The organism is Azospirillum brasilense, assembly GCF_003349955.1.
GTDB classification, from domain to species: Bacteria; Pseudomonadota; Alphaproteobacteria; order Azospirillales; family Azospirillaceae; genus Azospirillum; species Azospirillum brasilense_B.
Genome location: NZ_QLKQ01000148.1, coordinates 1 through 6,734, shown reverse-complemented (window position 1 = coordinate 6,734; position 6,734 = coordinate 1). Strand labels below are relative to the sequence as shown.

Sequence of the window (6,734 nt, the reverse complement as noted above, 5' to 3'; positions counted from 1 at the left end):
GCCCCCTCCGGCGGGTTGCCTCCCCCCGCCCCGAACTCCGACTCTCGTTCCCGGTGATTCGCTCGTGGCGAAGGAACGAGACCGAGTCGTGTTCGACGGATGGGGAGATGCGCGATGCTGCTTGCCCGCCTGCTCAGCCCGGCCCTGACCGCCGGCGCCCTGGACATCGTCGGAGCCGATGGGCGAAGGCACCGCGTGGGGGTTGGCACGCCGTCCCTCACGCTGCGTCTGCACGACAAGGCGCTGCACCGCGACCTCGTGATGAATCCGCGGCTGCGCTTCGGCGAAGCCTACATGGACGGCCGCCTGACCATCGAGGGTGGCTCGGTCTATGATTTCCTGGCGCTGCTGAGCGCCGGAACGGACAATGTCCAGGGCGTTCTGGGCAACTTGCGGGAAGCCCTCTCACCCGCGCTGCGGCTCGTCCAGCAGAGCAATCCCCTGAGGCGGGCGCGGCGCAACGTGGCCCATCATTACGACCTGTCGCGGTCCTTCTTCGAACTGTTCCTCGACCGCGACCTGCAATATTCCTGCGCCTACTTCCCCAGCCCGGACACCGGGCTGGACGAGGCGCAGGAGGCCAAGAAGCGGCACATCGCGGCGAAGCTGCTGCTTCGGCCGGGCATGCGGGTGTTGGACATCGGCTGCGGCTGGGGCGGCATGGCCCTCTATCTCGCCCGCATGACCGGCGCCCAGGTCACCGGAATCACCCTGTCCCGCGAACAGCTCGCCGTGGCACGGGAGCGGGCGGCCCACGCCGGGCTGGCCGGTCAGGTCCGCTTCGAGCTGCGCGACTACCGGCAGATGGAGGGTCGCTTCGACCGCATCGTCTCGGTCGGCATGTTCGAGCATGTCGGTGTGCCTCATTATCCGGCCTTCTTCGCCAAGCTGCGCGACCTGCTGGCCGAGGACGGGGTCGCGTTGCTTCATGCCATCGGCCGGTCGGATGGGCCGGGTTCCACCAACCCATGGTTTCGCAAATACATCTTTCCCGGCGGTTACTCGCCCGCCCTGTCCGAGGTGCTGCCGGCGGTGGAGAAGGCCGGGCTGTGGAACACGGACGTCGAGATCCTGCGCCTTCACTACGCCGAGACGCTCCGCCACTGGCGGGAGCGCTTCGCGGCCCGCCGGGAGGAGGCCCGCGCGATGTACGACGAACGCTTCTGCCGGATGTGGGAGTTCTATCTGGCGGGGGCGGAGATCAGCTTCCGCTACCAGGGGCACATGGTTTTCCAGATGCAACTCGCCCGTTCCCTGGGCGCCGTCCCGCTCGTCCGCGACTACATGCAGCGCACCGAGACGGCCTTGGCCCAGGCCGTCCTGCCACCCTTGCGGACGGGCCGGAACGTCGGCGCCAGCAACGCGTGACCCGAGCTGTCCGCGCCGCATCGACCCACAGGTTTTGCTCTGGACCAAGCTCTTGATAGAACGTTCAAATTCCCCCTTACCCCCAGCTTTTACCGGCTGTGGGCAAAAGTTACTCACAGGAATGTGGGTAGATTTACCCCGATCGCACAGCTTTGCGCCTCGCCCTTTGCTAAAGTGCCGCCATGGATGACAAGACCACCCAGCTTTTCGAGCCGCGCCCCCTCGACGGCGGGCTGTCCCGTGCCGCTGCCGTGAAGCCGACGGCGGAATACCGCACGCCGCCGCACAACGAGGAGGCCGAACAGGCGCTGCTCGGCGCCATCCTGGTGAACAACAAGGCGTATGAGAAGGTCGGCGAGTTCCTGCGCGCCGAGCATTTCTACGACCCGGCGCACCAGCGCATCTTCTCGGCCATCGCCAAGATGGTGGAGCGCGGCCAGATCGCCAATCCGGTGACCCTGAAGGCCTATTTCGACAACGACGTCGAATTGGCACCGGACGGTGGCGCCGGCTATCTGGCGCAGCTCGCCGCGAACGTCGTGACGGTGGTCAACGCGGGCGATTACGGCAAGACGATCCACGACCTGTTCCTGCGCCGGCAGTTGATCGAGGTCGGCACGGACATGGTGAACGAGGCGTATCAGCACGACCTCGACATCGACGCCATGGACCAGATCGAGACGGCGGAGAAGCAGCTCTTCGACCTCGCCTCGACCGGCGACGTGCGCGGCGGCTTCATCGCCTTCTCCGAGTCGCTGAAGGCGGCCATCGCCACGGCCGAGACGGCCTTCCGCCGCTCCAGCCACGTCACCGGCGTGACCACCGGCCTGCGCGACATGGACCGCAAGCTGGGCGGCCTGCACCCGTCGGACCTCATCATCCTGGCCGGGCGCCCCTCCATGGGCAAGACGGCGCTGGCCACCAACATCGCCTTCAACGCCGCCAAGGCGCACATGCGCACCAACGGCGGCGAGGGCGCGCCGGTCGGCTTCTTCTCGCTGGAAATGTCGGCGGAGCAGCTCGCCACCCGTATCCTGGCCGGCGAGGCCGAGGTCTCGGGCGACAAGATCCGCCGCGGCGAGATCAAGGACAGCGATTTCCCGAAGTTCGTGGCGGCCAGCCAGGAGCTCAGCCGCGTCCCCTTCTTCGTGGACGACACGCCGGCCCTGACCATCGCCGCGGTGCGCACCCGCTGCCGCCGGCTGAAGCGCACGCACGGGCTGGGCATGGTGGTGGTGGACTATCTCCAGCTCCTGCGCGGCAGCTCGACCAAGGGCAACGAGAACCGCGTGCAGGAAATCTCGGAGATCACCCGCGGCCTGAAGGCCATCGCCAAGGAGCTGGAGGTGCCGGTGCTGGCGCTGTCCCAGCTCAGCCGCGCGGTGGAAATGCGCGAGGACAAACGGCCGCAGCTCGCCGACCTGCGCGAATCGGGCTCCATCGAGCAGGACGCCGACGTGGTGATGTTCGTTTACCGCGAACAGTACTATCTTGAGCGCGGCGAGCCGGCCCGCCGGCCCGAGGAGTCGGAGGACAAGTACAACGACCGCTACGCCAACTGGCAGAGGCGCTACGCCGAGGTGCACAACACCGCGGAGGCGATCATCGCCAAGCAGCGCCACGGCCCGATCGGCAGCGTCCGCATGTTCTTCGACGGACAGTTCACGAAATTCGGCGACCTCGACACGACCCATGACTTCGGCCCCACTGAGTGATCCGCTGGCCCGCGCCGGCGCCGTCCTGACCATCGACCTCGGCGCCGTGGTCGCCAACTGGACACAGCTCCGCGACCGGGTGGCGCCGGCGGAATGCGCCGCCGTGGTCAAGGCGAACGCCTATGGCCTGGGTGTGGAGCGCGTCGTTCCGGCACTCGCCGCCGCCGGCTGCCAGACCTTCGTGGTCGCCCAGTTCGAGGAGGCGCTTGCCGTGCGCGCCGTGGCGCCGGCCGGCGCCCGCGTGCTGTCGCTGGGCGGCCTGCCCGCCGGCACCGCGCCGGACTTCACGGCCCACCGCATCCTGCCGGTGCTGAACCATCTGGGCGACATCGCGGCGTGGCAGGCCCACGCCAGGGCGCAGGGAACGGCCCTGCCCGCCGTCGTCCACATCGACACCGGCATGAACCGACTCGGGCTTGGCCCGGACGAGTTGGACACGCTGGTCGACGACCTCTCGCGGCTGGAGGGGGTGGATGTCCGGGTGTGGATGACCCACCTCGCCTGCGCCGACGAAGACTCGGTGATGAACAGCCAGCAGCTCGGGCGCTTCCGCTCGGCGATCGGGCGGCTGCCGGCGGCCGAGGCGAGTTTCGCCAATTCCTCCGGGATCTTCCACGGAACGGCCTTCCATTTCGACTTGGTGCGGCCCGGCTGCGCGCTCTACGGCGTCAATCCGACTCCCGCCGCGGCGAACCCGATGCGGGGCACGATCCGGCTCGACGCCCGGCTGCTTCAGGTGCGCAACGTTGACAGCCCTATGACCGTTGGCTACGGTGCCACGCACCGCGTTGCGGCGAGAGGAAAAATCGCAACCATCGCAGTGGGTTATGCCGACGGATATCTGCGCTCGCTCAGCGGGCGCGGCCATGTCTTCGTCGATGGCGTGGCCGCTCCGGTGGTTGGGCGTGTTTCGATGGATCTGGTGACGGTGGATGTCAGCCACCTTCCCGACGCGGCGGTGATGCCCGGCGGGCTGGTGGAGCTGATCGGCCCGAACCGCCCGGTGGACACCGTGGCGAGCGAGGGCGGAACCATCGGCTACGAGATCCTGACCTCGCTGGGCGCGCGTTACCACAGGGTCTACCGCGACCCGCCGCCGCCTGAGGTCGCTTGATGGGTTTCCTTGCCGCCACCGGACGGGCCTTCCTGATCTTTCTGGAAGCCACCGGAAAGCTCGCCATGTTCACCGGCGCCGCCCTGTCGCACTGCGTGCGTCCGCCGTTCTACCCGCGGCAGATCCTGCGGCAGATGATCGACATCGGCTACTACTCGCTGCCGGTGGTCGGGCTGACCGCGCTGTTCACCGGCATGGTGCTGGCGCTGCAGAGCTATTCCGGCTTCTCCCGCTTCCAGGCGGAGGGCGCCATCGCCACGGTGGTCGCCCTGTCGGTGACGCGTGAGCTGGGGCCGGTGCTGGGCGGCCTGATGGTCGCCGGGCGCATCGGCGCCGCCATGGCCGCCGAGATCGGCACCATGCGCGTGACCGAGCAGATCGACGCGCTGTCCACCCTGTCGACCAACCCTTTCAAATATCTGGTGGCGCCGCGCCTGATCGCCGGGCTGGCCATGCTGCCGCTGCTGGTGCTGGTGGCGGACATCATCGGCGTGTTCGGCGGTTTTCTGGTCGGCGTCTACCGGCTGGACTTCAACCCGGCCTCCTACATCGGCCGGACCTGGGAGTTCCTGGAACCGATCGACGTGATCTCCGGCCTCGTCAAGGCGGCGGTGTTCGGCTTCATGGTGTCGCTGATGGGCTGCTACCACGGCTACCATTCCCGCGGCGGCGCCCAGGGCGTGGGTGCGGCGACGACCAACGCGGTGGTCTCGGCCTCCATCCTGATCCTGGTGTGGAACTACCTCATCACCGGCATCTTCTTCTCGACGAAGTGAGCGACTCCATGTCCCAGGTTCCCCCCGCTCATCCGCCGAAGATTTCGCTGAAGAATGTGCACAAGGCGTTCGGACCGAAGGTCGTGCTCAACGGCATCGATCTGGAGGTCGGGCGCGGCGAATCTCTGGTCGTCATCGGCGGGTCGGGCACCGGCAAGTCGGTCATGCTGAAATGCATCCTCGGCCTGCTGTCGCCGGACAGCGGTTCCATCCGCGTCGACGGCGAGGAGACGACGAAGCTGCGCCCGCGCGAACGGGAGAAGCTGCTGCACAAGTTCGGCATGCTGTTCCAGGGCGCCGCCCTGTTCGACAGCCTGAAGGTCTGGGAGAACGTCGCCTTCGGCCTGATCCAGGGCGAGCACATGCCGCGCGCCAAGGCCAAGGACATCGCCATCGCCAAGATGGGCGCGGTCGGCCTCGGTCCGGAGGTGGGCGAGCTGTTCCCGTCGGAGTTGTCGGGCGGCATGCAGAAGCGCGTCGGCCTCGCCCGCGCCATCGCCGACGAGCCGGAGATCATCTTCTTCGACGAGCCGACGACCGGCCTCGACCCGATCATGGCCGACGTGATCAACGAGCTGATCGTGAAGTGCGTGAAGGACCTCGGCGCCACCGCCGTGACCATCACCCACGACATGGCCTCGGCCCGCAAGATCGCCGACCGGGTCGCGATGATCTACCAGGGCCGGATCATCTGGACCGGCCACGCCAACGACATCGACAACTCCGGCAACCCCTATGTGGACCAGTTCGTTCATGGCCGGGGCGAAGGACCGATCAAGATGCAGGTGCGGGCGCTGTAAGGCGCCGCAGCGCCGGTTCGTGCAAAATTAACCGGCCGCCCGGTAGGGTCGGCCGGAAAGAACGCCGGCCACCACAGGCCGGCGCCCCATCGGAGAGACGAGCATGGCGGACATCACCACGAACGGACTGGCCTTCGCGAGCTTCATGCTGAGCGCCAAGATTCTGGAGACGCTCCAGGCCAAGGGTCTGCTGACCAACGAAGAGACGGTGCAGACCATCAAGAACGCCCACGAGCAGCTTCTCAAGAACGACAACCAGCTGTCGCTCGAAGGGGCCGCCGCGCTCGCCCATTTCTTCGCCGGCCCGACCGACGGAAAATGACCGTCACGGCGCCGGACGCGCCGCCGACCGCGCGAGGTTGTCGCGCAGCTCCGGCAGCAGGACGGCGCCCAGCATGGCGATGACCGGCAGCAGGGCGTAATCGCCCTCTGCCGCCGCGGCGATCAGCTCCGCACGGGTCACCAACTCCAGCCGCATCTCCTCCAAGTCCCCGGAGTCCGCCTCGGCCACCTTGCGGGCGTTGCGGGCGTGGAACATGTGGCCGACGCAGCCGCGCTGGTTGGCCTGCACCACGTAGGAGCCGAGCGCGGTCCAATCCTCGGCGGCGTAGCCGGTTTCCTCCAGCAACTCCCGTTTCGCCGCGGCCAGCGGCTCCTCGCCGGGATTCAGGGCGCCGGCGGGGAAGGTCTGGCTGACACGGCGCGGGCCATGCTTGTAGGTGCGCAGCATCAGGACGCGCCCATCCGCGTCCTCGACGAACATCTGGACGAAGTCCGTCTGTTCGACCTGATAGAAATTTTCCACCCGCCGGCCGTCCGGCGTCTCGACGGTCTCGGCGTGCACCTTCAGGAAAGGTTCGGCATCGAGCAGGGTCCGGCGCTCCAGGACCGTCCAGGGCTTCAAGTCTCCGCTTGTATGACTTCCACTCATCGGGCGACCTCCTGGTAGGATGGTTGGCCT

At 67.6% G+C, this 6,734-nt stretch carries 7 protein-coding genes; 6 read left to right on the top strand and 1 reads right to left on the bottom strand.

Annotated features, from left to right (window positions below):
- The first annotated feature begins 114 nt into the window (after positions 1 to 114).
- The 6 genes from DXK32_RS31570 (at position 115) to DXK32_RS31545 (ending at position 6,095) form a co-directional block, all read left to right on the top strand.
- Positions 115 to 1,368, top strand: coding sequence for an SAM-dependent methyltransferase (locus DXK32_RS31570; protein WP_114862109.1), 1,254 nt, complete (start codon positions 115 to 117; stop codon positions 1,366 to 1,368).
- Between the two features lie 182 nt (positions 1,369 to 1,550).
- On the top strand, positions 1,551 to 3,083 hold the full coding sequence (locus DXK32_RS31565; RefSeq protein ID WP_014240374.1) for a replicative DNA helicase: 1,533 nt from the start codon (positions 1,551 to 1,553) through the stop codon (positions 3,081 to 3,083).
- Positions 3,061 to 4,197: an alanine racemase gene (gene alr / locus DXK32_RS31560; protein WP_114862108.1), complete on the top strand. Its 1,137-nt coding sequence runs from the start codon at positions 3,061 to 3,063 to the stop codon at positions 4,195 to 4,197. Before DXK32_RS31565 ends, alr begins: the two co-directional genes overlap by 23 nt.
- Complete coding sequence (locus DXK32_RS31555) at positions 4,197 to 4,973, top strand: MlaE family ABC transporter permease (RefSeq protein ID WP_114862107.1); 777 nt, start codon at positions 4,197 to 4,199, stop codon at positions 4,971 to 4,973. Before alr ends, DXK32_RS31555 begins: the two co-directional genes overlap by 1 nt.
- An 8-nt stretch (positions 4,974 to 4,981) precedes the next feature.
- On the top strand, positions 4,982 to 5,773 hold the full coding sequence (locus DXK32_RS31550; RefSeq protein ID WP_114862106.1) for an ABC transporter ATP-binding protein: 792 nt from the start codon (positions 4,982 to 4,984) through the stop codon (positions 5,771 to 5,773).
- Between the two features lie 103 nt (positions 5,774 to 5,876).
- Positions 5,877 to 6,095, top strand: a complete 219-nt coding sequence (locus DXK32_RS31545; RefSeq protein WP_114862105.1) for a hypothetical protein — start codon at positions 5,877 to 5,879, stop codon at positions 6,093 to 6,095.
- 3 nt (positions 6,096 to 6,098) lie between these two features.
- Here the strand turns inward: DXK32_RS31545 and DXK32_RS31540 are convergent, their stop codons facing one another.
- The gene (locus DXK32_RS31540) at positions 6,099 to 6,704 is read right to left on the bottom strand and encodes an NUDIX hydrolase (protein WP_114862104.1); all 606 of its coding nucleotides are present in this window, start codon (positions 6,702 to 6,704) and stop codon (positions 6,099 to 6,101) included.
- Positions 6,705 to 6,734 lie beyond the last annotated feature (30 nt).

Excerpts from the sequence above, each read along its gene's own strand:
- DXK32_RS31550 (WP_114862106.1), top strand. The coding sequence starts at position 4,982 with ATGTCCCAGGTTCCCCCCGCTCATCCGCCGAAGATTTCGCTGAAGAAT.
- DXK32_RS31570 (WP_114862109.1), top strand. The coding sequence starts at position 115 with ATGCTGCTTGCCCGCCTGCTCAGCCCGGCCCTGACCGCCGGCGCCCTG.
- DXK32_RS31545 (WP_114862105.1), top strand. The coding sequence starts at position 5,877 with ATGGCGGACATCACCACGAACGGACTGGCCTTCGCGAGCTTCATGCTG.
- DXK32_RS31565 (WP_014240374.1), top strand. The coding sequence starts at position 1,551 with ATGGATGACAAGACCACCCAGCTTTTCGAGCCGCGCCCCCTCGACGGC.
- DXK32_RS31555 (WP_114862107.1), top strand. The coding sequence starts at position 4,197 with ATGGGTTTCCTTGCCGCCACCGGACGGGCCTTCCTGATCTTTCTGGAA.
- alr (WP_114862108.1), top strand. The coding sequence starts at position 3,061 with ATGACTTCGGCCCCACTGAGTGATCCGCTGGCCCGCGCCGGCGCCGTC.
- DXK32_RS31540 (WP_114862104.1), bottom strand. The coding sequence starts at position 6,704 with ATGAGTGGAAGTCATACAAGCGGAGACTTGAAGCCCTGGACGGTCCTG.